Source organism: Streptomonospora wellingtoniae (assembly GCF_031845375.1).
GTDB classification, from domain to species: Bacteria; Actinomycetota; Actinomycetes; order Streptosporangiales; family Streptosporangiaceae; genus Streptomonospora; species Streptomonospora wellingtoniae.
Window position 1 is genome coordinate 258,915 of the sequence record NZ_JAVREK010000004.1, and the last position, 24,151, is coordinate 283,065.

19 protein-coding genes and 1 tRNA gene are annotated in these 24,151 nt (G+C 71.9%); 18 read left to right on the top strand and 2 right to left on the bottom strand.

The genetic code is table 11. The features are described from left to right. Window positions 1–40: 40 nt before the first annotated feature. The 7 genes from RM446_RS06180 (at window position 41) to RM446_RS06210 (ending at window position 7,680) form a co-directional block, all read left to right on the top strand. Complete coding sequence (locus RM446_RS06180; RefSeq protein ID WP_311544146.1) at window positions 41–901, top strand: p-hydroxycinnamoyl CoA hydratase/lyase; 861 nt, start codon at window positions 41–43, stop codon at window positions 899–901. Window positions 902–1,000: 99 nt separating this feature from the next. After that, window positions 1,001–2,326 carry an MFS transporter gene (locus RM446_RS06185; RefSeq protein WP_311544147.1) on the top strand — a complete coding sequence of 442 codons (1,326 nt, stop codon included), beginning with the start codon at window positions 1,001–1,003 and terminating at the stop codon, window positions 2,324–2,326. A gap of 82 nt (window positions 2,327–2,408) precedes the next feature. Beyond that, window positions 2,409–3,917, top strand: coding sequence for an acyl-CoA synthetase (locus tag RM446_RS06190; RefSeq protein ID WP_311544148.1), 1,509 nt, complete (start codon window positions 2,409–2,411; stop codon window positions 3,915–3,917). An 857-nt stretch (window positions 3,918–4,774) separates the two neighbouring features. After that, window positions 4,775–6,187 carry a sensor histidine kinase gene (locus tag RM446_RS06195; protein WP_311544150.1) on the top strand — a complete coding sequence of 471 codons (1,413 nt, stop codon included), beginning with the start codon at window positions 4,775–4,777 and terminating at the stop codon, window positions 6,185–6,187. A gap of 54 nt (window positions 6,188–6,241) precedes the next feature. Beyond that, window positions 6,242–6,673, top strand: a complete 432-nt coding sequence (locus RM446_RS06200) for a roadblock/LC7 domain-containing protein (protein ID WP_311544152.1) — start codon at window positions 6,242–6,244, stop codon at window positions 6,671–6,673. Window positions 6,674–6,737: 64 nt separating this feature from the next. Continuing rightward, window positions 6,738–7,097 carry a DUF742 domain-containing protein gene (locus tag RM446_RS06205; protein ID WP_311544153.1) on the top strand — a complete coding sequence of 120 codons (360 nt, stop codon included), beginning with the start codon at window positions 6,738–6,740 and terminating at the stop codon, window positions 7,095–7,097. Further along, on the top strand, window positions 7,072–7,680 hold the full coding sequence (locus RM446_RS06210) for a GTP-binding protein (protein ID WP_311544154.1): 609 nt from the start codon (window positions 7,072–7,074) through the stop codon (window positions 7,678–7,680). Before RM446_RS06205 ends, RM446_RS06210 begins: the two co-directional genes overlap by 26 nt. A gap of 133 nt (window positions 7,681–7,813) precedes the next feature. On the opposite strand, the gene RM446_RS06215 is transcribed toward RM446_RS06210, so the two are convergent. After that, the gene (locus RM446_RS06215) at window positions 7,814–9,145 is read right to left on the bottom strand and encodes a TrkH family potassium uptake protein (protein ID WP_398694569.1); all 1,332 of its coding nucleotides are present in this window, start codon (window positions 9,143–9,145) and stop codon (window positions 7,814–7,816) included. Between the two features lie 402 nt (window positions 9,146–9,547). Then, window positions 9,548–9,619, bottom strand: a tRNA-Arg gene (locus RM446_RS06220). 106 nt (window positions 9,620–9,725) lie between these two features. Between RM446_RS06220 and RM446_RS06225 the strand changes: the two genes are divergently transcribed. The 11 genes from RM446_RS06225 (at window position 9,726) to prmC (ending at window position 24,065) form a co-directional block, all read left to right on the top strand. Continuing rightward, window positions 9,726–10,124, top strand: coding sequence for a response regulator transcription factor (locus RM446_RS06225; protein WP_311544155.1), 399 nt, complete (start codon window positions 9,726–9,728; stop codon window positions 10,122–10,124). A gap of 3 nt (window positions 10,125–10,127) precedes the next feature. After that, window positions 10,128–11,456, top strand: a complete 1,329-nt coding sequence (locus tag RM446_RS06230; RefSeq protein WP_311544156.1) for a DALR anticodon-binding domain-containing protein — start codon at window positions 10,128–10,130, stop codon at window positions 11,454–11,456. A gap of 307 nt (window positions 11,457–11,763) precedes the next feature. Beyond that, window positions 11,764–13,161 carry a diaminopimelate decarboxylase gene (gene lysA / locus RM446_RS06235; protein ID WP_311544157.1) on the top strand — a complete coding sequence of 466 codons (1,398 nt, stop codon included), beginning with the start codon at window positions 11,764–11,766 and terminating at the stop codon, window positions 13,159–13,161. Between the two features lie 67 nt (window positions 13,162–13,228). Then, window positions 13,229–14,527: a homoserine dehydrogenase gene (locus RM446_RS06240; RefSeq protein ID WP_311544239.1), complete on the top strand. Its 1,299-nt coding sequence runs from the start codon at window positions 13,229–13,231 to the stop codon at window positions 14,525–14,527. A 283-nt stretch (window positions 14,528–14,810) separates the two neighbouring features. Next, a complete protein-coding gene (gene thrC, locus RM446_RS06245) occupies window positions 14,811–15,869 on the top strand; it encodes a threonine synthase (protein WP_311544240.1) in 1,059 nt (352 codons plus the stop codon). Window positions 15,870–15,922: 53 nt separating this feature from the next. Continuing rightward, window positions 15,923–16,909, top strand: coding sequence for a homoserine kinase (gene thrB / locus RM446_RS06250; protein ID WP_311544158.1), 987 nt, complete (start codon window positions 15,923–15,925; stop codon window positions 16,907–16,909). Window positions 16,910–17,340: 431 nt separating this feature from the next. Then, window positions 17,341–19,395: a transcription termination factor Rho gene (gene rho / locus RM446_RS06255; protein ID WP_311544159.1), complete on the top strand. Its 2,055-nt coding sequence runs from the start codon at window positions 17,341–17,343 to the stop codon at window positions 19,393–19,395. 331 nt (window positions 19,396–19,726) lie between these two features. Beyond that, window positions 19,727–21,544: an L-lactate permease gene (locus tag RM446_RS06260; protein WP_311544160.1), complete on the top strand. Its 1,818-nt coding sequence runs from the start codon at window positions 19,727–19,729 to the stop codon at window positions 21,542–21,544. 227 nt (window positions 21,545–21,771) lie between these two features. Then, on the top strand, window positions 21,772–21,987 hold the full coding sequence (gene rpmE, locus RM446_RS06265; RefSeq protein ID WP_311544161.1) for a 50S ribosomal protein L31: 216 nt from the start codon (window positions 21,772–21,774) through the stop codon (window positions 21,985–21,987). 156 nt (window positions 21,988–22,143) lie between these two features. Beyond that, window positions 22,144–23,211: a peptide chain release factor 1 gene (gene prfA / locus RM446_RS06270; protein ID WP_311544162.1), complete on the top strand. Its 1,068-nt coding sequence runs from the start codon at window positions 22,144–22,146 to the stop codon at window positions 23,209–23,211. After that, window positions 23,208–24,065, top strand: coding sequence for a peptide chain release factor N(5)-glutamine methyltransferase (gene prmC, locus RM446_RS06275; RefSeq protein WP_311544163.1), 858 nt, complete (start codon window positions 23,208–23,210; stop codon window positions 24,063–24,065). The genes prfA and prmC overlap by 4 nt, the downstream gene beginning before the upstream one ends. The last annotated feature ends 86 nt before the right edge of the window (window positions 24,066–24,151 follow it).

Sequence of the window (24,151 nt, forward strand, 5' to 3'; positions counted from 1 at the left end):
AAACAGCTTCATCAAGGTCCCTGATATCAAGGAGTTTGACATGGAGTCAGAGGGTGGGGCGGCGGCCGGCCCGGCTGAGACCTGGGGGGAGTCGGTCCTCGTCGACTTCGACGAGGGCGTCGCCTGGGTGGCGCTCAACCGGCCCGGGAAGCGCAACGCCATGAACCCCTCGCTCAACGAGGAGATGGTCGCCGTCCTCGACGCGCTGGAGGGGGACGAGCGCTGCCGCGTCCTCGTGCTCACCGGCGCGGGGGACTCCTGGAGCGCCGGCATGGACCTCAAGGAGTACTTCCGCGACGTCGACGCCTCCGGCGATCCGGCACTGCAGAACCGGGTGCGCCGCACCGCGGCCGAGTGGCAGTGGCGGCGGCTGTCGACCTACGCCAAGCCCACCGTGGCCATGGTCAACGGCTGGTGCTTCGGCGGCGCCTTCACCCCGCTGGTCGCCTGCGACCTGGCGGTGGCCGACGAGGACGCCCGCTTCGGGCTCTCCGAGATCAACTGGGGGATCCCGCCCGGCGGCGTGGTCAGCCGGGCGCTGGCGGCCGCCGTGCCCCGGCGCGACGCGCTGTACCACATCATGACCGGCGCGACCTTCGACGGCCGCGAGGCCGAGCGCATGCGGCTCGTCAACGAGGCGGTCCCGGCCGCGAGCCTGCGGGCTCGCACCCGCGAGCTCGCCCGGCAGTTGGCCGGCATGAACCCGGCGGTGCTGCGGGCGGCGAAGACCGGCTACAAGCTCGCCGCCGAGATGTCCTGGGACCAGGCCGAGGACTACCTCTACGCAAAACTGGAGCAGTCGCAGTTCCTCGACCCCGAGCAGGGGCGCAGCCAAGGGCTGGAGCAGTTCCTCGACTCCAAGAGCTACCGGCCCGGCCTCGGACACTACACGCGCGGCTGAACCTTCGGCCGACAGGCCCGAGGGCGGAGCGGGCCCCGGCTCCGCCCCTCGACCGGCCCGGAGCCGGGGCGCATCCCCCTTCCTGCAACGGAGACCGACGTGACCAGCTCTGTGCCCCCAACCGCACCCTCCCAGCAGCGCGAAGCCCGCAAGATCGCCCTGGCCAGCTTCGTCGGCACCAGCATCGAGTGGTACGACTTCTTCCTCTACGGGGCCGCGGCCGCACTCGTCTTCGGGCCCCAGTTCTTTCCCTCCGACAACGCGCTCGCCAGCCAGCTCGCCGCGCTGTCCACGTTCGCCGTCGGGTTCGTCGCGCGCCCGCTCGGCGGGATCATCGCAGGCCACCTGGGCGACCGCGTCATCGGCCGCAAGCGGATGCTCGTCGTGTCGCTGCTGGTCATGGGATCTGCGACGGTGCTGGTCGGCCTGCTGCCCAACTACGCCCAGATCGGCGTCGTCGCGCCGATCCTGCTGGTGGTGCTGCGCCTCGCCCAAGGGCTCGGCGTGGGCGCCGAATGGGGCGGGGCCGCCCTCATGGCCGTCGAGCACGCGCCCGCCGGCCGCCGCGGACTCTACGGCGCCGCTCCGCAGCTGGGCGTGCCCGCCGGCGCGATCACGGCGAACCTCGTCATGCTCGGCTCCTCGACCATGACCGCCGAGGCGTTCGCCGAGTGGGGGTGGAGGCTCGGCTTCCTGGCCAGCGTCGTGCTCATCGCGGTCGGCTATGTGATCCGCCGGCGCATCAGCGAGAGCCCGCTGTTCGAGGAGGAGCGGAGCAAGCGGGCGGAGGGCGACGGCCGGGCCCCGAGCGCCCCGCCGCTGGCCGAGGTCGTGCGCCGCTACCCGCTGGGGGTCCTGCGCGCCGTGTTCGCGACGGCGGCCTCCACCGGCCTGGGCTACATCGTCCTGGTCTACACGCTCTCCTACGGCACCACCGAGCTGTCCTACTCGCGCGACGCGCTGCTGGCCGTGGTCACCATCGCCAGCGGTGTGCAGCTGGCCGCCATCGTGGGCTGGTCGGCGCTGAGCGACCGGGTGGGCCGGCGCAGCGTCTTCATCGGCGGCGGCCTCGCCCAGATCGTGCTGGCCCTGCTCTTCTTCCCGATGTTCGACCGGGAGAGCCTGGCCTGGGCGCTGCTGGCCTGCACGCTCGCTGTCGTCGTGGTCTCCGCCCAGTACGGCCCGCTTCCCGCGCTACTCGCCGAGCTGTTCCCCACCCGGGTGCGCTACAGCGGCATTTCCGCGGGGTATCAGCTGGGCAACGTGGTCGGCGGCGGCCTGGCGCCCATCGCCGCCACCGCTCTGTTCGCGGCCCAGGGCGGATCCGCAGCCGTGGGCCTCTACCTCGCCGGGATGGCGCTGCTGGCGACCCTGGCCGTGCTGCTGACCCCCGAGACCTCCGCACGCGACCTGCGGCGGATCTGACCGCTCGCGGCGTCCTCCGGATGCCCGCCCCCGCAGCCGCCCACCGACTGTGCCCCCGTCCGCGACCCGCACGGAGACCGCCATGCGCAACCACGGCATCGGATCCTGGCCCGCCCGGAGAAGCCGCGCGGCCGGTGCCCGCACCGCCCTCGTGCACGACGGCCGCTCGACCACCTACCGCGAGCTCGACGAGCGCTCCACCCGGGTGGCCCGCGTCCTGGAGGAGCGCGGGGCGGTGCGCGGCGACCGCGTCGCCTACCTCGGCGCCAACCGGCCCGAGTTCCTGGCGGCGATGTTCGGCTCCGCGCTACTGGGAGCGGTGTTCACGCCCTTCAACACCCGCCTGGCGCGCGCCGAACTCGAGGTCCTCGCGGCCGACAGTTCGCCCGTCCTCCTCCTCGCCGACGCCGACCGCCGCGCCGACGCCGAGGCGCTCCACCGCGCCGGCCTCGTGGGCGGCTACCTCACCGTCGGCGGTGCGGGCGCCGAGGACGACCCCTGTGACCTGGAGCGCGCGGTCGCGGCCGCGCCGGGCGGGGCCCTCGACCGGCCCGTCGCACACGCCGACCCGTTCCTGCTGCTCTACACCTCCGGCTCGACCGGCCGGCCCAAGGGCGTGGTGCTGACCCACGGCAACGTCACCTGGAACTGCCTCAACTCGGTCGTCGACACCGACCTGGTCGGCACCGACACCGCCCTGGTCAGCGCGCCGATGTTCCACACTGCGGCGCTGAACATGCTGTGCCTGCCGGTCCTGCTCAAGGGCGGCCGCCTGCTGCTGGAGGAGAGGTTCGACCCCGAGCGCGCCGTCGACCTCATCGAACGCGAGGGCGTGACCGTGACCTTCGGCGTGCCGACCATGTACGAGCGCATCGCCCGCTCACCCCGGTGGCCCGACGCCGACCTGTCCGCGCTCCGCCTCCTGCTGTGCGGGGGCGCGCCGGTGCCGCCGCCCCTCATCGACAGCTACATGCGCCGCGGCCTGGCGTTCGTCCAGGGCTACGGGTTGACCGAGGCTGCGCCGGGCGCGCTGCTGCTGCCGGTGGCCGACTGCGCCGGCAAGGCCGGCAGCGCCGGTGTGCCCGCGTTCTTCACCGACGTCCGCACCGCCGAACCGGGGCCCGGGCCCTCCGAGGTGCTGGTGGAGGGGCCCAACGTCACCCCGGGCTATTGGAACCGCCCCGCCGAGAGCGCGGCGGCGCTGCGCGAGGGGTGGCTGCACACCGGCGACGCAGCCGAGGTCGACGGTGACGGGTACTTCCGCATCGTGGACCGGGTCAAGGACATGTACGTCTCCGGTGGGGAGAACGTGTACCCGGCCGAGGTCGAGGCGGCGCTGGCGGCCCACCCCGACGTGCTGGAGTGCGCGGTGGTCGGTGTGCCCGACGCCACGTGGGGCGAGTCCGGCGCCGCGCTGGTCGTGCCCGTGCCCGGTCGCCGCCCGGAGCCCGCGGATCTGCGCGGCTTCCTCGCCGAGCGGTTGGCGCGCTACAAGATCCCGGCCGCCTTCTCCCTCGGCGGGGAGCTGCCGCGCAACGCCGTCGGCAAGATCGACAAGAGATCGCTGCGCTCCCGGTTGGCGGGCGCGTAGGTGAGGGCGCGCCACCGGGCGCCGAGCCGCGCGCTGTCGGCCGCCGGTGCGGCCGACAGCAGGGGAGGGAGGGTGGAAGAATCGCCGGGCGCGGGGGCGCCTTCGCCGGTCGCGCGCCGCAGTCTCCGGAGCAGCAGTGTCCGATGTGCCCGGAATCATGCTCGGTGCATGCTTCGGCAGTGAACGTGATCTTGCTCACCGGCTGCGTTTTCTGCCCTGAGTGCGAACCTGCACGCGGATTCTCGTCTCCCGCGGAAGCCCGTTCCAGGTCAGTGCCGCATTCCCCGCGGTCGGCGAAGACGGCCCCGGTCGTCATGCGTATTGCGCATCGAGGCCGGGAGGCCGGAGGGCCGTCGTGGCGGTAGGTTTGAGATCGGTCGGCAGGTCCCGAATTGTGCCGCACTAAATGTCTGGTTTCGCGGGTATCTGCGGCGGCTTGGCGGGCCGCAACCCCCGCGTCGAGTTTTTCTACGGTGTGCGCTGTCGGGCGATATCTCTACGGAACGGCTTTCCTGTGCTAGCGTAACCGCCGATTCGTCGGATTCCAGGCGCTTGCTGCAATGGGATCGTGCCCGGTCCAGGAATTCGGGGGCGGTCTGTCGCGGAGTGCGTCTGGCTCTGCCCGCGGCGCGGACCCGGGTGACCGCTCGGAGCAGCGCCCCACGCTGCTCCGGCTCGCGGGACTCGGCGAACCGGCCGCCGCTCACCCGTTCCCGCATAAGAGGAGGTGTGCCGTGGCGCAGGCGTCGTCATCGGCCGGCCAGGGGAATCCGCCCCCGGCGCAGCCGCCGGTCACACATCAGAACCCCCCGCCGCCCATGTGGCCGGCGCCGCAGCCTGAAGGCCGCTGGAAGCGGATGCTGAGACGGCTCGGCATCGGCAGACGCGGAGCGGCGCAGCAGGGGATGACCGCCAACGAGCTGTTCGCTGCCCAGCAGCAGGCGCTGAACCAGCAGTTCAACGGCCGTCCGGTGCCCAACGGCGCGGTCCAGGCCCACCACCCCGGACCGCCCCAGGCGGCCTGGCCGCAGTACCCGCCCCCGGCTCCCGGGTACCCCCGGCCCGACGCCTACCAGCAGCCCTCCCAGCCCCCGCCGCAGGGCGGGTCGGCCTGGCACCACACCCCGAGCGGGGTGCCCCAGCAGGCCGAGCCGGCGCTGCCGGCGGAACCTGCCGCGCCCGCGGAGGCGCCCGGGCAGGGCGAGTCGGGCGGCGCCACCGCGCCGGTCGCGGTCGGCGGCGAGCAGGCGTCGGTGAAGCTCGTCACCAGCACCCTGGCCGGCCTGGCGATGCGCGACCTGGCTCTGGTCGACTCGCTGATCGAGGTGGTCGAGGACCTGGAGGACAGCAGCGAGGATCCCGAGCTGCTGGACAGCCTGTTCAAGATCGACAACCTGGCCACGCGGATGCGGCGAAACAGCGAGAACCTGCTGGTGCTCGCCGACCAGGACACCGGCGACCCCTCGGCCGAGCCCGTACCGATGCTCGACGTGGCGCGCGCCGCGATCTCGGAGATCAAGGACTACCAGCGCGTCCAGGTCGGGCGGCTGCCGCAGGTCTTCGTCGCGGGCACGGCCGCCGACGACCTCAGCCACCTGCTCGCCGAGCTGATGGACAACGCGACGGGCAAGTCGCCCGAGCACGCCCAGGTGGTCGTCAGCGGCCAGTACATGGTCGACGGCGAGCGCCTGCTGATCACGGTCCAGGACGAGGGCATCGGCATCCCCGACGACCAGATCACCGACCTGAACGAGCGCCTTCGCGGTGAACCCGTGCTCGACGAGCAGGTCATGCGGCACATGGGCCTGTACGTGGTCAGCAACATCGCCCACCGCCACGGGATGGAGGTGCAGCTGGAGGCGCGCGCTTTCCGCGGGATCAGCGCCCACGTGGTGGTCGGTTCCGGCCTGGTCAGCAAGACGGGTCCCCAGCCCTCCGCTCCCGCCCCCGCGCCACCCCCGCTCCCGGCGGCTCCCCCGGCTCCGCGCCGTTCGGCCCCCGAGTCCCCGAGGGCAGCGGCTCCTGTCCAGAATGCGCAAGAGGAGCGCAGCGCCATGGATTCCTCCTCGTCGGTCACCCCCGCCGGCCTGCCGCGCCGCAGCGCACACCGCACCACGTCGCCGATGCCGGTCGCAGAGACCTGGGACTCCGAAGAGCAGGCCGAGAGGGCCGAGGAGGCGGAGTCCGCGGACAGAGCCGAGCGCATCCGCGACGACCTCGCCGGATTCGTCGAGGGCGAGGAGGCCGCGCGGGGCGACGAGGATGCATAACCGCCCGGATCGGCTCAGGACCACCACCCGAACCACTGAAGAAGCTGGACCGAAATGGACAACCGCTTGAGTGAGAGTGCCGACGCGGAGAATTTCACCTGGCTGATCTCCAACTTCGTCGATGACGTCCCCGGCGTCGAGCACGCCATCGTGGTCTCTTCCGACGGCCTGCTGCTGACCGCGTCTCGCGACTTCCCCGAGCAGTACGCCGAGCAGCTGGCCGCCATCGCCAGCGGCATGCACAGCCTGGCGCTGGGCGGGGCGAAGATGTTCGGCAAGGGCGAGTGCGAGCAGCTGATCGTACGCATGCAGCGCGGTCACCTGTTCGTCATGTCGATCAGCGACGGCTCGTGCCTGGCGGTGCTCAGCGCACCCAGCGCCGACATGAAGGTCGTCGCCTACCAGATGACCAAGCTGGTGGAGAGCGCAGGGCACGCGCTCACCCCGCAGCTCCGCTCACAGCTGCGCGGGGTCGTGTCACCGTGAGGGAACCATTGCCAGTCAACGAACGCCCGTGCGCATGGGCGGGGACGAAGAGGGTGGCAGCCGAATGAGGAACCGCAGGAGCAGGCGCGGGCGCATCCGCCCCTACACCTTCACCGGCGGTCGCACCCGCTCCCGCCATCCGCTGCTGGTGCAGACTCTCGTCTCGGCGGCCGACGCGGGCACCGAGACACCGTCCAACCTGCCTCCCGAAGCACAGCGCATCTACGAGATGTGCCGCGAGACGCGCTCGGTCGCCGAGCTCTCCGCGGCACTGAAGATTCCGTTGGGTGTAACGCAGGTCCTGCTCAGCGACCTCGCCGACCAGGAGCTCGTCTACATCCACCCAACAATCACCGGCCACAGCCCGTCGGAAAACCAAGTTCTTGAAAGGGCGCTTCGTGGACTCGAACGTCTCTTCCAGTAGCTCCAGCGCAACGGGTCGGTCGCTCGTCTCCGCCAAGGTGGTAGTCGCCGGCGGATTCGGTGCGGGCAAGACCACGCTGGTCGGCTCGGTATCGGAGATCCCCCCGGTCTCAACCGAGGCCGTCATGACCGAAGCAAGCGAGAAGCACGACGACCTCTCCTCCACCCCGGAGAAGGTCACCACCACAGTGGCCATGGACTTCGGCCGGCTGACTCTCGAACAAGAGCTGATCATGTACATGTTCGGCACGCCGGGTCAGGCGCGGTTCTGGTTCATGTGGAACGACATCGTCCGCGGCGCCATCGGCGCGGTCATCGTCGTCGACTCCCGCCGGCTGGCGGACTGCTTCGACGCGATCGACTACTTCGAGACGACGCAGGGCGTGCCCTACATCGTCGCCGTCAACCGGTTCGACGACGACCTCCCCTACACCGTCGACCAGATCCGCGAGGCGCTGGAGATCGCCCCGAAGGTGCCGATCATCGACTTCGACGCCCGCGACCGCAATTCGGCGGGCAACGTTCTGAAGATCCTCCTCCGGTACGCGCTCGAGCGTCCGAGGCAACCCGACGCCGCGGCCTGAGCCCGCGGAGTCCGATGCGAACGGCCGGGCCGCCGCACCCCGCTGAGCGGGACGCGGCGTCCCGGCCGTCGCGGTTCGGCGCCGGCCTCGGCTGCTCTCGGCGCTTTCGACCGTCCTCGGCCGGCCCTGCTCCTCAGCCGACGATCGGGCGCTCCTCGGGCAGTTCGAAGCGGCGGCCCGTGGTGCGCAGCGCCAGCGCGGTCGCCAGCGTGATCGGCCCGAGGCGGCCCACGAACATCAGCAGCGTGATCAGCAGGTGGCCCAACGGGGGGAGTTCGGCCGTGATGCCGGTCGACAGCCCCACCGTGCCGAACGCCGACACCGTCTCGAACAGCACCTGGTCCAGACTGAACCGCGTCGTGGACAGCAGGACGAGCGTGCAGCCGATGACGGCGCCGATGCTCAGCAGCGCGACGGCAAGCGCCTGCTGCTGCGCGCCGGTCTCCAGGCGGCGCCCCATCACGTGCACGCTGGACTCGCCGCGCACGATCGACCAGAGCACGAAGCCCACCAGCGCGAAGGTGGTCACCTTGATGCCGCCGGCGGTGCCGGCGCTCCCGCCCCCGATGAACATCAGCACGTCGGTGGCCAGCAAGGTGGAGGGCCGCATCTCGCCGACGTCCAGGCTGTTGAACCCGGCGGTGCGCGGCATGACCCCGTGGAAGAACCCGTTGAGCAGCTTGTCGGCGTCGTCGTAGGCGCCCAGCGTCGCGGGGTTGCGCCACTCCAGCACGGTGATCAGCGCCGTTCCCACCACGAGCAGCAGGGCGGTCATCGCTGTGGTGATCTTGAAGTGCAGCGACCACCCGCGGCGGCCGCTGCGCCGCGCGTGCCGCCACAGCTCGAACCATACGGGGAACCCGAGCCCGCCGGCGATGACCGCGAGGGCGATCGGGACGAGGATCCACGGATCGGTGTCGAAACCGACCAGGCTGTCGGTGTAGAGCGCGAAGCCGGCGTTGTTGAACGCCGAGATCGCGTGGAACACGCCGTACTCCAGCGCCCGCGGCCAGGAGTAGCCGTGGTGCAGGGCCAGCCTCAGCACCAGGACGAGCGCGAGCACCGCCTCGACGCTGACACTGACCAGAAAGACGCCCTGCACGACGCGGCGCACCTCGCCGATGGTCAGCGCCTTGGTCTCCATCTGGGCGCTGAGCTGCATGCGCAGGCCTACGCGATGGGCCAGGAGCAGCACGACCACCGAGACCAGGGCCATGATGCCGAAGCCGCCGACCTGGATCAGGGCGCCGATGATTACGATGCCCAGGCCCGACCAGTAGGAGGCGGTGTCGAGGACGATCAGCCCGGTCACGCACACCGCGGAGGTGGCGGTGAACAGCGCGTTCTCGAGCCCGGTGGCGGAGCCGTCGCGGGAGGCCCACGGCGTCATCAGCATCGCGGTGCCTGCGAGGACCACGGCGGCGAAGCTGCCGACCACGATCACCGACGGGTGCTGCAGGCGCACCAGTAGTCCGCGAAGGGGGGCCCGTCCGGTCAACCGGCTCCGGGCGAGAGCAAGCTTGCGCCGGGCGGTGCTGCCGAGGTTCTGCCGCACAGCCCTACGCCGTCCCGAGTCGAAGCCGTCCGAAGGTCACAGGTTCGGCAGTCTAGCCCGTTCCCCTCCGCCGGACGCGGCGGCTCGGCGGAGGTTCCAGCAGTCCTCCCGACACACCGTTCAGACCTAGTCCGCCGCCGGTGGGGACCACCGTTGATCTTGTAGCTATCGTGAAGGAAAACGATTTCCGTTTGCGATAGCTACAAGATCAACGGTGCTGGCGTCGCGGGTGGAGCGGGGTGAAAGGGAAAACCAGCGGGCGCAGATGCGTCTCCGCTGGTCATCGGGTGAGAGTCGCTGCTCTTGGTGCTGTGCCCCCTGGAGGATTCGAACCTCCGCACACGGCTCCGGAGGCCGTTGCTCTATCCCCTGAGCTAAGGGGGCGCTTTCGAGATCAAGACTAGCAGGCTCCGGGGGGTGGATCGCCCAGAATCCGCGGGCTTGGCGGATCGCCAGCGAAGACGGGGGGCGGACCGTTAGTCTCGCGCCCGTGGGTGATGCTCTGGCACGGGTACTGGTGGTCGACGACAACGAGGTGATCAGGCAGCTGATCGCCGTCAACCTGCAGCTTGAAGGCTTCGAGGTGCACACCGCTGTTGACGGCGAGGACTGCCTCGCCCGTGTGGGCGAGGTCCAGCCCGACGTGATCACGCTGGACATCATGATGCCCAGGCTCGACGGATGGGTGACGGCGTCGCGGCTGCGCGAGGACGCCGCCACGCGCAGCATGCGCGTGCTGCTGATCACCGCCCGCGCACAGGAGGACGATGTGCGCCGAGGGAAGGAGATCGGCGTCGACGCCTATCTGACCAAGCCCTTCGACCCCACGGAGCTCATCCGCCTGGTCCGCGAGCTCGCGGCGGGCAACCGGGCCGAGCAGGCCGGCTGATCCGTGGCCGCGGACCGCCCCGACGCACAGGGCATGTGGTGGCGGCCGGACGGCGCTGCCCCGTGGCGTGTGGATGCCCTGCTACGCGGCGCCGTGGCCCGCGCCGCCGAGTGCCCTCCGGAGGACGTCCCCATTGCCGAGCCGCGGCGGGCCGCGCCGCCGGGCCACTCCCGCTGCACGAGCGCGCTGCCGCTGCGTGCCGCCCGCCCGCTCGGGCTGAACGCTGTCCGGCTGGCCGCCCAGGCGGCCGAGCGGCTGCGCGACTGCCCCGGGGTGGCCGACGCCGGGGTCGAGCGCGGCGGGTTCGTCACCCTCGACGCCGACCCGGAGGCGCGCGCCGCGATGGTGCGCGCCGCGGCCGCCGACGGGGACCGGTTCCTACGCGGCTACCTGCACTATCTGGAGGGCATCGGCCGCCTCGGCGACCCTCCCGGCCGGCACGGTGAGGGTGCCCCGGCCCCGAGCGCCGCGGTGCCCGTGCCCGCGGCAGAGGGGGAGCGGTCCGCCTCCGCACCGCTCGACGAAGCCTCCAGCGTCGAGGACCTCCGCCGCCTGGCGCGCGCCGACGCCCTCCTGCGGATGAACGCCGCCGTCGGGACCGGCTCGGAATCCTCCGTCGGGACCGCGCCGGAGCCCGGTGGCGAGGGCGCTGCCGGCGCACCCCCGCGCGAGGTCTCCTGGCGCGACCCCCGGCTCGACGGCGGCCACGGCACGACCCCCGCCGCACGGTTGCTCGCGACCGTCGGGGAGGCGAGCGCGCGCGTCGCCTTCTGCCGCTCGGCGGCCGCTCGGCCGCGGCCGAGCGAGGAGACCGGCCCCGGCCTGCCGGCGGTCCCGACCGCCGAGCGTCCCGGAGCCTGGGTGCTCGGCACCGCGGCCAATCCCGCCTTCGCTGTCCGCTACGCCCACGCCCACGCCGCCTCGACCCTGCGCTGGGCGCGGGAGGCGCACGAGGCCCGAGCGGCGCGGACGCCCGAGGGCTGCGCTTGTTCCGAACCCGCCGGGGAGCACGTCGACGCCGTCCTCGCAGCCGCGCTGGAGCCGCCCGCGGCCGCCGAGCTCGCCGGAGCGCTGTACGACGGCCCGCTGGTGCTCCACGCGGCGCGGAGACGTAGCGAACCCCATATGCTGGTCAGATACCTCGAAGGTCTCGCGGCTGCCTACCATGGTTGGCGGGGTTCCTGCGGCGGACTGATCGTCGGGGCCGCCGGCGGCCCCGCGGGCAGGGAACCGGCGTCCGCGTTCGGTCGGCTGCGGCTGTGCGCCGCGGCGGCCGAGGTCCTGCGCGCGGGTCTGTCCCTGCTCGGCGTGTCCGCGCCCACAAGGCTGTGAGTACTCCGAAGGCGACGACCGCCCGTGTCCGCAGCGCGGATTCCCCGGGGGAACCCCGGACGCCGCACCGGCGGAGAGGCCCCGGGCGCCTCCACCGAGCGGGCGCCCGCCGACCGCCCGCAACGCCGCGGGCCCGCAGATGGATCGGCCCCCGGAGCCGGACGTCGGCGTGCGCCGCCGCGCACACCGAGCCCCACCGCCCGCACCACCCCCGGTTCGGCCGACCCCGGCCCCGACCGCGCCGGCCCGGCCCGGACCGCCCCGGAGTCGGCACGAAAACCCGTCCACACGTCGAGAGCGCACACTGATGAGCCGATACGCCCACCCCGCGGGTCCCCGCCACGCGGAGGTGCTGCCCGAGGAGAACCCACCGAGCCCGCCGCGCGACCTGGCGCGCCTGGACCCGCGCGTATGGCCCGCCACCGCAGGGCGCGGCGACTCCGACGGCGAGCTGGCCGTCGGGGGTGTGGGTGTGCGCCGACTGGCCGCCGAGTACGGAACCCCCCTGTTCGTGATCGACGAGGAGGACTTCCGCCGCCGCGCCCGCGCCTACCGCGAGGCCTTCAGCGACGCCGAGGCCGACGTCTACTACGCCGGCAAGGCGCTGCTCACCAGGGCTGTCGTCCGCTGGGTGCACGAGGAAGGGCTCAAGCTCGACGTGTGCAGCGGGGGTGAGCTGACCGTCGCCCTGGCCGGGGGCATGCCGCCCGAGCGCATCGGCATGCACGGCAACAACAAGTCCGAGGCCGAGCTCGCCCGCGCCGTCGAGGCCGGGGTGGGGCGCATCATCGTCGACTCGTTCGACGAGATCGAGCGCCTGGAGCGCATCGCCGGCGAGCGCGGCCGCGTCCCCAAGGTCCTGGTGCGCGTGACCACCGGCGTCGAGGCCCACACGCACGAGTTCGTCGCCACCGCACACGACGACCAGAAGTTCGGCCTCGCGCTGAGCACCGGCGCCGCGGCCGAGGCGGTGCGGCGGGTGCTGGCCTGCGAGCACGTCGAGCTGGTCGGCCTGCACTCGCACATCGGCTCGCAGATCTTCGACACCGCCGGGTTCGAGGTGGCCGCGCGCCGCGTCACCGAGTTCCTCACCAGCGTCCACCGCGAGACCGGAGCCGATCTGGCCGAGCTGGACCTGGGCGGCGGCCTGGGGATCGCCTACGTCTCCGACGACACCCCGCTGGAGCCCGAGGCCATCGCCAAGAGCCTGCTGAGCATCGTGCAGCGCGAGTGCGACTCCCACGGCCTGCCGATGCCGCGCATCGCGGTCGAGCCGGGCCGCGCCCTCTCGGGGCCGGCCGGGATCACGGTCTACGAGGTCGGCACGGTCAAGGACGTCGAGGGCATCCGCACCTACGTGAGCGTCGACGGCGGCATGAGCGACAACATCCGCACCGCCCTCTACGGCGCCGAGTACACCTGCGCGCTCGTCTCGCGCGCCGGCGCTGACGAGCCGGTGCTCTCCCGCCTCGTCGGCAAGCACTGCGAAAGCGGCGACATCATCGTGCACGACCTGTACCTGCCCTCCGACGTGCGCCCCGGCGACCTGGTGGCCGTCGCCGCGACCGGCGCCTACTGCTTCTCGATGGCCAGCAACTACAACCACCTTCCGCGCCCCGCGCTGGTCGCGGTGCGCGACGGCGTCCCCCGCACGCTGGTTCGCCGGGAGACCGAGGAGGACCTGCTCCGCTTGGACGTAGGCTGACTAGCGCGCCTCCGGCGGCGGACGAAGTGGACGGCACGACGTGACAGAAGTGGGAGTCACTCCTCTTATGGCGATGAAGGTGGCGCTGCTGGGATGCGGCGTTGTGGGTGCGGAAGTGGTGCGGCTGGTCGACCAGCAGGCGTCCGAACTCGCCGCACGGGTGGGAACGCCCCTGGAGATCGGCGGGATCGCCGTGCGGCGCCTGGGGCGCGATCGCGGCACCGGCGTCGACCCCCAGCTGTTCACCACCGACGCCACGGAGCTGGTGACACGGCCCGACATCGACCTCGTGGTCGAGGTCATCGGCGGAATCGAGCCGGCCAGGTCGCTGATCCTGGAGGCGGTCAAGGCCGGCAAGTCCGTGGTCACGGCGAACAAGGCGCTGCTGGCCGAGGACGGTGCGACCCTGCTGAGCGCCGCGCGCGAGGCCGGCGTCGACATCTACTACGAAGCCGCGGTCGCCGGCGCGATCCCGCTGCTGCGCCCGCTGCGCGACTCGCTGGCCGGCGACCGGGTCAACCGGGTGCTGGGCATCGTCAACGGCACCACCAACTTCATCCTGGACCGGATGGACAGCCAGGGGGCCGGGTTCGCCGAGTCGCTGGAGGAGGCGCAGACGCTCGGTTACGCCGAGGCCGACCCCACCGCTGACGTCGAGGGGTTCGACGCGGCCGCCAAGGCGGCGATCCTGGCACGGCTCGCGTTCCACACCCAGCACGTCACAGCGGCCGACGTGCACCGCGAGGGCATCACCGAGGTCTCGGCGGGCGACATCGCCGGCGCCAAGGAGATGGGCTGCGTGGTCAAACTGCTGGCGATCTGCCAGCGCACCCCCGACGGCGGCTCGGTGGGCGTGCGCGTCCACCCCGTGATGCTGCCGCGCGAGCACCCGCTCGCCGCGGTCACCGAGGCCTACAACGCCGTGTTCGTCGAGGCGGAGTCGGCCGGCCGGCTGATGTTCTACGGGCCCGGCGCCGGGGGAGTACCCACCGCCGGCGCCGTGCTGGGCGACCTGGTCGCCGTGGCGCGCAACCGGCTCGCCGGGACCTTCGCGGGAGAGGGCGGCCACGACACCGGGCTGCCGGTGCACCCCATGGGCGAGACGGTCACGCGCTATCACATATCGCTGGACGTCGCCGACCGCCCGGGCGTGCTCGCACGCGTCGCCGAGGTCTTCTCCGAGATGGGCGTGTCCATCAAGAACGTGCGCCAAGAGGGCTCCGGCGAGGACGCGCAGCTGGTGCTGGTCAGCCACATCGCGCCCGACTCCGCCCTGGCCGAGACGGTCGAGCGGCTGCGCGGGCTGGACATGGTGCGGTCGGTGGCCAGTGTGATGCGCGTCGAGGCGTTCTCCGAGGACGTGTGACGCCCGCGGGCGCGGCGGCGCGCAGACGGGCGCGCGCCGCGCGAAAACACCGTCCCAACTGCTGAGACGAGGATCGCGGGATGCACGCGCCACGGCGTTCGGGCTCTAGACTCGGAGGCGGTCGCACGGCCGCGCGGCGGCGCCCGACGGCGTCCGCCGCACCTGCCGCGCACATCCACCGGGGCATGCCGCGCGATCGGGCGTCGTGCTCCTATCCGCGGCACGGCCGCTTCGCGAATACGCTTTTCCATCCGCACTTTCTCGAAAGGGCCCTGTCGTGAGCATGGCACGGGCATGGCGGGGGGTGGTCGAGGAGTACCGCGACCATCTCCCGGTCACTGCGAACACCTCGGTCGTCACCCTGTTGGAGGGCGGGACCCCGCTGGTTCCGGCCGCACGCGTCTCCGAGCTGACGGGGTGCGAGGTGTTCCTCAAGGTCGAGGGCCTCAATCCCACCGGGTCGTTCAAGGACCGCGGCATGACGATGGCGATCACCAAGGCCGCCGAGGAGGGCGCCAAGGCCGTCATCTGCGCCTCGACCGGCAACACCAGCGCCAGCGCCGCCGCCTACGCCGTGCGGGCCGGGATGACGTGCGCGGTGCTGGTGCCCCAGGGCAAGATCGCCATGGGCAAGCTCGCCCAGGCTCTGGTGCACGGCGCCAAGCTGCTGCAGGTCGACGGCAACTTCGACGACTGCCTGGAGTTGGCCCGCAAGCTGTCGGTGGACTACCCGGTCGCGCTGGTGAACTCGGTGAACCCCTACCGCCTGCAGGGGCAGAAGACCGCGGCCTTCGAGGTCGTCGACGCGCTGGGCGACGCACCCGCCGTGCACTGCCTGCCGGTCGGCAACGCCGGCAACATCAGCGCCTACTGGATGGGCTACAGCGAGTACGCCGGCTCCGGGGCCGCCACGTCCGCGCCGCGCATGTTCGGGTTCCAGGCCAGCGGGTCGGCTCCGATCGTCTCAGGCGCCCCCGTCGAGCAGCCGCGCACCATCGCCACCGCCATCCGCATCGGCAACCCGGCCTCCTGGCTCTACGCCGAGCGGGCGCGCGACGAGTCCGGCGGGCGCATCGACTCGGTCACCGACCGCAAGATCCTGGCCGCCTACCGGATGCTGGCCGCCGAGGAGGGCGTGTTCGTCGAACTGGCTTCGGCCGCAAGCGTCGCGGGGCTCATCCAGTCGGTCGAGGCGGGCCACATCGAGCGCGGCACCCGCGTGGTGTGCACGGTGACCGGCAACGGCCTCAAGGACCCCGACTGGGCGCTGGCGGGCGCGTCCACCGCCACGACGGTGCCCGTCGACGCGCACGCGGCGGCGTCGGCCCTCGGCCTGGCCTAAAGCCGACGCGGCTCCGCGCCGTATCCGACCCCCGACCACGGAAGAGCGTTCGCATGCTCCAGACGCGCCCTGCCGGTGTGCACGTCCGCACTCCCGCCACTTGCGCGAACCTCGGTCCCGGATTCGACGCCCTGGGGCTCGCGCTGCGCCTGCACGACGAGGCCGACGTCCGCCTGACCGGAGACGGCCGGCTGGTCGTCGACGTCGAGGGCGAGGGTGCGGCCGACGTGCCGCGCGACGGCACCCACCTCGTGGTGCGGGCGATGCGGGCGGTGTTCGAGGAGGCGGGGGAGCCGCTGCCCGGTCTGCACCTGCGCTGCACCAACCGCATTCCGCACGGGCGCGGACTGGGATCGTCGGCCGCGGCCATCGTGACGGGCGTCTGCGCGGCGACCGCGCTGCTCAGCGGTGAGGACCCGGCGCTGGGGCGCCTGGACCGCGATCGTGTGTTCCGGCTGGCCGCCGGGATCGAGGGGCACCCCGACAACGTGGCGCCGTGCGTCTACGGCGGGTTCACCGTCGCCTGGCGCGGCGACGGGCAGTGGCGCGCGACCGGAATGGCGCCGTCGGCGCGGCTGCGGCCTGTGGTGTGCGTGCCTGAGGACAGGCTCTCGACGGAGGAGGCGCGCGGTCTGCTGCCCGCGACGGTGCCGCACGCCGACGCGGCGTTCACCGCGGGACGCGCCGCGCTGCTGGTGGCGGCCGTTTCCGGCCACCCCGAGCTGCTACTGGACGCCACCGAGGACCGGCTGCACGAGCAGTACCGGCGCCCGGCGATGCCCGAGAGCCTGCGGATCGCCGGTGAGCTGCGTGAACTCGACGGGCTCGCGGCGGTGGTCTCGGGGGCCGGGCCCACAGTCCTCGTGCTGGTCGACGCAGGGCCCGACTCGCACGGGCCTGCATCGCCGGAAGCGGCGGATGTCCCGCAAATCAGTGACGACCTGGTTGATTCGATTCGGCACCGGACGGGTAAGCATTGGCACATACGCCCCTTAGCCATCGATCCGGCAGGAGCGTGGATCGAAACTCCCCGTTCATAGACCTGTGTCAAGGAATAGCTGTGGGCTCCGGTGATGTTAGGCTGGGTGAAGCACCAGATGCCCCGATGCGGGGCGTGTGCTCATCCGCCACAGTGTTTTCCGCGTCCAAGGTGTACGTGGTCTTGGCCATGCGATCACTGCGCACGGTTACCACTGTGTTGAGTTCGCGGCGCTCCCGTGAATCCGTCCACCCTGACTGTGTCGCCGACTCGCCCGTCGAGGGCGGCAGAACGGTTCACGGGCGGCACTACCGGACTCATCGCCCTCACGCCTGGCTGTACCCAGAGCCCGCCGCGATCGGGTAGGGGATCGACGGTTCCCGACACATCCGCGTGGGGCATGCCCGACCCGGCCCCCGCCGGTTCGCACCACCGGGCCGGCCGTTAACGACACGATGACGGCCTGAGCCCGCTCCTTGGGAAGGACCCTTAGTGAGCGACACCACCGAACTCCACACGGACGCGGCGGTCAGTAAGCAGCAGGAGACGACCGCGTCCGCTGCGGACGCCGGCGACGCCGCGACCTCGTCCAGAAAGAGCACGTCGTCCCGGTCGCGGTCCGGTGGCACCGGACTGTCGGCGCTGAAGCTGACCGAACTCCAGCGGCTGGCGTCGAGTCTCGGTATCACGGGCACGGGGCGGATGCGCAAGAACGACATCATCGCCGCCATCGAGGCGAAGCAGGGCGGCCCGGTGTCGGCGCCGCAGTCCGACGGCTCGGCCAAGCAGGCCGCGGACGGTCCTGACAAGAGCGCCGGGCAGCAGGGCGGCGCCGCGGGGCAGCGGGCTTCCGGGCAGCCCGACACCGAGCAGCGCGACACCGAGAAGCAGGACGCCGGGCGCAGCGCCCCCGCGGCCGAGGCCCGCTCGGCCAAGGCCGAACAGGGCGGGCGCGGCTCCGAGTCCGCGCAGGCCGGCGGCTCCGAGAAGCCGGCCCGCAACCGTCGGTCCCCGCGCAAGCGCGGTGAGGACTCCGCAGACCAGAACCGGCACTCGGACGGTACCGATCCCTCTACCCCCGCGAGCAGCGTGACGAAGACATCCAATTCCCAGAAGACCGACTCCCAGGGCGGCCAGTCCGGGCAGGGCGGCGGCCAGGGCGGCCAGCAGGGCGGCGGCCGCGAGCGCCAGCGCAACCGGCGCAACCGCGGCAACCGCGATGACTCCGGCGGCGACGGCCAGCAGCAGAGCCAGGACGGCGGCCAGCAGCAGGGCGGCGGCAACCGCGGCGGCGGAGGCGGAGGAGGCGACGACGACTTCGCCGGCGGGCGCCGGCGCGGGCGTCGCCGGGACCGCCGCGACCGGCGCCGCGACCGCCAGGACCCCGAGCCCGTGGTCAGCGACGACGACGTTCTGCTCCCGGTCGCCGGGATACTGGACATCCTGGACAACTACGCGTTCGTCCGCACGACCGGGTACCTGCCCGGCGCCAACGACGTCTACGTCTCGCTTGCTCAGGTGCGCAAGAACGGTCTGCGCAAGGGCGACGCCATCACCGGCGCGGTGCGCCAGCCGCGCGAGGGCGAGCGCCGCGAGAAGTTCAACGCGCTGGTGCGCCTGGACACCATCAACGGCATGACCCCGGATCAGGCGCGCAACCGCCCGGAGTTCTCCAAGCTGGTGCCGCTGTACCCGCAGGACCGCCTGCGGCTCGAAACCGAGCCCGGCATCCTCACGACGCGGATCATCGACCTCGTGGCGCCCATCGGCAAGGGGCAGCGCGGGCTCATCGTCTCGCCGCCCAAGGCCGGCAAGACCATGGTGCTGCAGTCGATCGCCAACGCGATCACCGAGAACAATCCGGAGACCCACCTGATGGTCGTGCTCGTCGACGAGCGGCCGGAAGAGGTCACCGACATGCAGCGCACGGTCAAGGGCGAGGTCATCCACTCGACCTTCGACCGTCCGGCCGAGGATCACACCACCGTCGCCGAGCTGGCGATCGACCGCGCCAAGCGCCTGGTCGAGATGGGCCTGGACGTGGTGGTGCTGCTCGACTCCATCACCCGGCTCGGCCGCGCCTACAACCTCGCCGCGCCGGCGAGCGGGCGCATCCTCTCCGGCGGTGTCGACTCCACCGCGCTGTACCCGCCCAAGCGGTTCTTCGGCGCCGCCCGCAACATCGAGAACGGCGGCTCGCTGACGATCCTGGCCACCGCGCTGGTCGAGACCGGCTCGCGGATGGACGAGGTCATCTTCGAGGAGTTCAAGGGCACCGGCAACATGGAGCTCAAGCTCAACCGGTCCCTGTCCGACAAGCGGATCTTCCCCGCGGTCGACGTGGTGTCCTCCAGCACCCGCAAGGAGGAGATCCTGATGTCGGGCGAGGAGCTCAACATCATCTGGAAGCTCCGCCGGGTGCTGCACGCCCTGGACATCCAGCAGGCGCTGGAGCTCCTGCTGGAGCGGATGAAGGACACCAAGAGCAACACCGAGTTCCTCCTGCAGGTGCAGAAGACCACGGTGGGCGGACCCAACGAGCACTGACGCGGCGCGGCGGTCCGCACTCGGCCGCCGCGCAGCGCCGCACGTGTGAGCGCGGCGCCGCATCCCGATCGGATGCGGCGCCGCGCTTTTTCGCGCCGGAACCGCTCCCTATCCCTCGCGCCGCTCGCGCCAACCCCGCCGCCCCGGCGCGATGTCCGACGCGCACGGGAGCGAGTCCGTTGCGATTTGTGAACCCATGTGAGCCGGTTGAACTGCGTATGCGCGGATACCGCGGCATTTCGACCTTTACCCGACGGGATCATGTGATCTAAGGTCACGGCGTACGGCGTGTACTGGATACCGTGTACGACTCCACCCCCGGGAGTGAAGGATGGACAGCCTCCCCCTCCTCAGCCTGTTCGCCATCGCGCCGATCCTGGTCGTCGGCGTCCTGCTGGTCGGATTCCGCCTGCCCGCCAAGTACGCGATGCCCGCCGGCTACGTCGTCGTCGTGCTCGTCGCCGTAACCGTGTGGCAGATCGAGTGGAGCGCGGTGGCCGCCTCCACGGTGCAGGGCCTCATCCTCGCCGTCGGCCTGCTCTACATCATCTTCGGCGCGCTCCTGCTGCTGGCCACGCTCACCAAGAGCGGAGCCATCCACACCATTCGCGCCACCTTCACCGGTATCAGCTCCGACCGCCGCGTTCAGGCGATCATCATCGGCTGGCTCTTCGGCAGCTTCATCGAAGGCGCCTCCGGCTTCGGCACCCCCGCCGCCATCGTCGCCCCGCTGCTGCTGGCGCTGGGCTTTCCGGCGATGGCGGCCGTCATGGTCGGCCTGGTCATCCAGAGCACGCCGGTCAGCTTCGGTGCCGTGGGAACACCCATCCTGGTCGGGGTCGACGGCGGGCTCGCCGGCTCGGAGGCGGTGCAGCAGCGGGCGCAGGAGCTGGGGCTGGCCGTGCCTGAGCTCGTCGAGCGGATCGGCCTGCAGACCGCGATCGTGCACGGCATCACCGGAACGCTCATCCCGCTCTTCCTGTGCTGCCTGCTCTGCGGCTTCTACGGCGAGCGCCGCCGCTTCGCCGACGGCCTCCAAGTCTGGCCCTTCGCGCTGTTCGCCGCCTTCTCCATGACCATCCCCTCCGTGCTCTACAACGCCTTCCTCGGCGTGGAGTTCACCTCGCTGCTGGGCGGGCTCACCGGCCTGCTGATCGTGGTCGCCGCGGCCCGCCGCGGCTTCCTGCTGCCTAAGACCACCTGGGACTTCGGGCCGCGCGAGAGCTGGCCGGCCCGCTGGACCGGACGGCTCAGCCCCGGCGACGGCGACGGCCCCGAATCCGCCGGAGGCGCGCCCTCCATCGGGCTGCTGCGCGCGTGGTCGCCCTACCTGCTGGTCGCGGCGGTCCTGGTGGCCACCCGGGTGCTTCCCGGCGTGCCGGAGTGGCTGCAGTCGTTCGAGCTGGGCGCGAGCGAGCTGTTCGGCACCTCGATCGGCGACGCCGTGCAGCCGCTGTACTCGCCCGGCGCGGTCTTCATCCTGGCCTGCCTGGTCACCTACGCGCTGCACCGCATGAGCGGTACCCAGATCGCCGCGTCATGGCGCATGGCCGGCGGCCAGCTCGCCGGCGCCGCGGTGGCCCTGCTGTTCGCGGTCCCGCTGGTGCGGGTCTTCATCAACTCCGGGTCGGAGTTCAGCGCCGGCGGACTGGACAGCATGCCGCTCACCCTGGCGCAGGGCGCGGCGGCAGCGGCCGGCGGCTCCTGGCCCGTCCTCGCCCCCTGGATCGGCGCGCTCGGCGCGTTCGTCGCCGGCAGCAACACCGTCTCCAACCTGATGTTCTCGCTGTTCCAGTTCTCCACCGGCGAGCACATCGGCGTGGCGCCCGAGACCGTGGTGGCCGGGCAGGCGGTCGGGGGCGCCGCCGGGAACATGATCACCGTGCACAACGTCGTCGCGGCGTCGGCCGTCGTCGGCCTGGTCGGGCGTGAAGGGGACCTGATCCGCCAGACCTTCATCCCGATGACGTACTACCTGCTCGCGGCCGGTGCGTTGACCTACCTGATGGCCTATGGCCTGGGCCTGAACGCGGGACTGCTGATGCTCGCGCTCATCCTGGGCGCGCTGGCGGCCCTGGTGGTGCTGATCCGGCGCGCGGCGCGCGGCGGCGACCCGGGGAGGGAGCCCTCCGGCACCGACGTCCGCTGACGCCGGACGAGCCGGGCGGACGCCCCCGTGCATGGGAGGTGCGGGGCGTCCGCCCGCCTTCGCCGCGGTCGGGAATAGCCGCTGGTCGGTTCTTGTTCGAAGGTCTGGCAAACTGGTATATCGACCGCCGCGGTACCGGTTCACGCCGTCGAAGGCAGCCATGCGGCGCGCACCAGTGCGCGCCCTGCCGAGGGCGCCCGGCGACCGCCACTAGCGAGGAGATCCACGTGAAAGCCGACATCCACCCCGAGTACGTTGTAACCCAGGTCACCTGCACCTGCGGGAACACCTTCACCACCCGCAGCACCGCGCCGTCGGGTGAGATCCGGGCCGACATCTGCTCCGCCTGCCACCCGTTCTACACCGGCAAGCAGAAGATCATGGACACCGGCGGCCGGGTCGCCCGCTTCGAGAAGCGCTTCGGCAAGCGCTCCAACAAGTAGCTCCGCAGGCGGCGCCGGAGCGCGCGGTCCGGTTCCGGGCCGCGCGGCCGGCGCCGCTGCTCGTAGGCAGGCCTCGCGGGCCGCGCGAGCACACCCGCGCCCGCGGGCCCGCGCGCACCCGATCACCACGCCACCGACGGAAGCTGGATACCAAACGTGAAGCTGGACGACCTCCTGGGCGAGTACTACGAGCTGGAACAGCAGCTCGCCGACCCGGCCGTGCACGCCGACCAGTCGCAGGCGCGCGCTCTGAGCAAGCGCTACTCCCAGCTCACGCCGATCATCTCCGCCTATCGCGAGCTGACGCAGGTCGAGTCCGACCTCGAGACCGCCAAGGAGCTCTCGGCCGAGGACCCCGCCTTCGCCGACGAGGCCAGGCAGCTGGAGAAGAGCCGCGAGGAGCTCGTCGACCGCCTGCACCATCTGCTCATCCCGCGCGACCCCGCCGACGAGAAGAACCTCATCATGGAGGTCAAGGCCGGCGAGGGCGGCGAGGAGTCCGCGCTCTTCGCGGGCGACCTCGTGCGCATGTACCTGCGCTACGCCGAGCGCCACAGCTGGAAGACCGAGGTCATCGACTCCACGCCCTCCGACCTCGGCGGCTACAAGGACATCACCATCGCCTTCAAGAACAAGGGTGCGCCCGAGCCCGGCCAGGGCGTGTGGCCCCAGTTGAAGTTCGAGGGAGGCGTGCACCGCGTGCAGCGCGTGCCGGTCACCGAGTCCCAAGGGCGCATCCACACGTCGGCCGCCGGCGTCCTCGTCGTGCCCGAGGCCGAGGAGGTCGAGGTCGAGATCAACGACAACGACCTGCGTGTGGACGTCTTCCGCTCCTCCGGCCCCGGCGGGCAGAGCGTCAACACCACCGACTCCGCGGTGCGCATCACCCACCTGCCCAGCGGAATAGTGGTCTCCTGCCAGAACGAGAAGAGCCAGCTGCAGAACAAGGAGCAGGCCATGCGCATCCTGCGCTCCCGGCTCCTGGCGGAGGCCCAGGCCAGCGTCGACGCCGAGGCCGCCGCCGAACGCCGGAGCCAGGTGCGCACGGTCGACCGCTCCGAGCGTGTGCGGACCTACAATTTCCCCGAGAACCGCATCTCCGATCACCGTGTCGGCTACAAGGCCTACAATCTCGACCAGGTCCTCGACGGCGACCTGGGCGGTGTCCTGCAGGCGCTCATCGACGCCGACACCAAGGAAAGGCTGGAGCAGGCCGAGTCATGAACTTCCTGCTCGACGAGGTCGCCCGGGCCACGCTGCGGCTGGCCGAGGCGGGCGTCCCCTCGCCCCGCACCGACGCCGAGGAGCTCGCGGCGTTCGTGCACGGCGTTCGTCGAGGAGAGCTGCACGAAGTCGCCGACTCCGACTTCGACGCGCTCTACTGGGAGTGCGTCGCCCGCCGCGCCGCGCGGGAGCCGCTCCAGCACATCACCGGGCGCGCCTATTTCCGCTACCTGGAACTCCAGGTGGGTCCCGGCGTGTTCGTGCCCAGACCCGAAACCGAGATCATGGTGGGCTGGGCGATCGACACCCTGCGGGCCATGGACGTGGCCGACCCGCTGGTGGCCGACCTGGGCACCGGCTCGGGCGCCATCGCCATCTCCATCGCCCAGGAGGTCCCCCGCTCGCGCGTGCACGCGGTCGAGTTCGATCCCGACGCGCTGAGCTGGGCCAAACGCAACATCGACGCCAGCGGCCACGCCGACCGCATCACCGCCCACCAGGCCGACATGCGCTCGCCGCCGGCCGACCTCGACGGGCGGCTGGACCTGGTGATCTCCAATCCGCCCTACGTGCCCACCGCCGAGGCGGCGCTCATACCGCCGGAGGTCGCCAACCACGACCCCGGCCCCGCGCTGTGGGCCGGAGACGACGGCCTGGACGCCATCCGCGACCTGGAGGCGGTGGGGCGCCGGCTGCTCCGGCCGGGCGGGGCGATGGCCATGGAGCACGGCGACGGCCAGGGCATCGACATCCCGCGGCTCTTCCCCGAGGAGCAGGGCTGGCGCGACGTCCGCAACCGCAAGGACCTGGCCCACCGGGACCGGTTCGTGGTCATGCGCCGAGCCGAGGACTGATGGCGGCGCCGGCGGCGTGCGCCGCCGTTCCCGCGACATGACAGGCAGGCGGTCAGCGCGCCCGTCCGGGCGCCGACGAGAGATGA